Here is a 1627-nt window from a genome sequence, read left to right on the forward strand (position 1 = left end):
AACTGACGCTGAGGAGCGAAAGCGTGGGGAGCAAACAGGATTAGATACCCTGGTAGTCCACGCCGTAAACGATGAGTGCTAGGTGTTAGGGGGTTTCCGCCCCTTAGTGCTGCAGTTAACGCATTAAGCACTCCGCCTGGGGAGTACGGCCGCAAGGCTGAAACTCAAAAGAATTGACGGGGACCCGCACAAGCGGTGGAGCATGTGGTTTAATTCGAAGCAACGCGAAGAACCTTACCAGGTCTTGACATCCCGCTGACCGTCATGGAGACATGACTTTCCCTTCGGGGACAGCGGTGACAGGTGGTGCATGGTTGTCGTCAGCTCGTGTCGTGAGATGTTGGGTTAAGTCCCGCAACGAGCGCAACCCTTGATCTTAGTTGCCAGCATTCAGTTGGGCACTCTAAGGTGACTGCCGGTGACAAACCGGAGGAAGGTGGGGATGACGTCAAATCATCATGCCCCTTATGACCTGGGCTACACACGTGCTACAATGGATGGAACAAAGGGGAGCGAAGCCGCGAGGTGAAGCAAATCCCATAAAACCATTCTCAGTTCGGATTGCAGGCTGCAACTCGCCTGCATGAAGCCGGAATCGCTAGTAATCGTGGATCAGCATGCCACGGTGAATACGTTCCCGGGTCTTGTACACACCGCCCGTCACACCACGAGAGTTGGTAACACCCGAAGTCGGTGAGGTAACCTTTTGGAGCCAGCCGCCGAAGGTGGGACTAATGATTGGGGTGAAGTCGTAACAAGGTAGCCGTATCGGAAGGTGCGGCTGGATCACCTCCTTTCTAAGGATATATAAGAAGGCGTAGGCGACCGTTTAGCAACATACAAACTGGAACACTCTGGAATGAGATAAAGGAAACACAGCGACCATAGGGAGCTGATGTTGACTTATCGATTGGAAGGGTGTGAAGTTTGCTAGTTGCTGGTCGCCGGAGCTAGACTATTTTCGGAACATCTAACTTCGTTAGATGAAACATACTGTGTTGTTTGTTCAGTTTTGAGGGAGCAAATCTCTCTGCTTGTACCTTGAAAACTAAATAAGAGTAACAACGACATCAAAATTTACTAGCTAAAGCAACCATATATAGGAAGCGGAAGCTATTTGTGGTCTTTATTGACCAATAGGCAAAAAAGTAAGCTTTATTTACTGTGACTTAGTTAAGTGAATAAGGGCGCACGGTGGATGCCTTGGCACTAGGAGCCGATGAAGGACGGGACTAACTCCGATATGCCTCGGGTAGTTGTAAGTAAACGNAGAGTAATATATTCTCTTAATCAACTTAAATATAGATGGGCCTGTAGCTCAGCTGGTTAGAGCGCACGCCTGATAAGCGTGAGGTCGGTGGTTCGAGTCCACTCAGGCCCACCATCTATCATAATAAATACGGGGCCTTAGCTCAGCTGGGAGAGCGCCTGCCTTGCACGCAGGAGGTCAGCGGTTCGATCCCGCTAGGCTCCATTTTTGTACCTTGAAAACTAAATAAGAGTAACAACGACATCAAAATTTACTAGCTAAAGCAACCTATATATAGGAAGCGGAAGCTATTTGTGGTCTTAATTGACCAATAGGCAAAAATGTAAGCTTTATTTACTGTAACTTAGTTAAGTGAAT

General features: G+C 48.4%; 2 tRNA genes and 1 rRNA gene. All 3 read left to right on the forward strand.

Annotated features, from left to right (window positions below):
* Positions 1-797, forward strand: a 16S ribosomal RNA gene (locus tag ACFSBH_RS05445); the annotation flags it as partial.
* A gap of 510 nt (positions 798-1307) precedes the next feature.
* Positions 1308-1384: transfer RNA gene (locus tag ACFSBH_RS05450), tRNA-Ile, on the forward strand.
* 17 nt (positions 1385-1401) lie between these two features.
* Positions 1402-1474 (forward strand) — tRNA-Ala (locus ACFSBH_RS05455).
* The last annotated feature ends 153 nt before the right edge of the window (positions 1475-1627 follow it).

The organism is Oceanobacillus luteolus (assembly GCF_042678205.1).
Lineage (GTDB): Bacteria > Bacillota > Bacilli > Bacillales > Amphibacillaceae > Oceanobacillus > Oceanobacillus luteolus.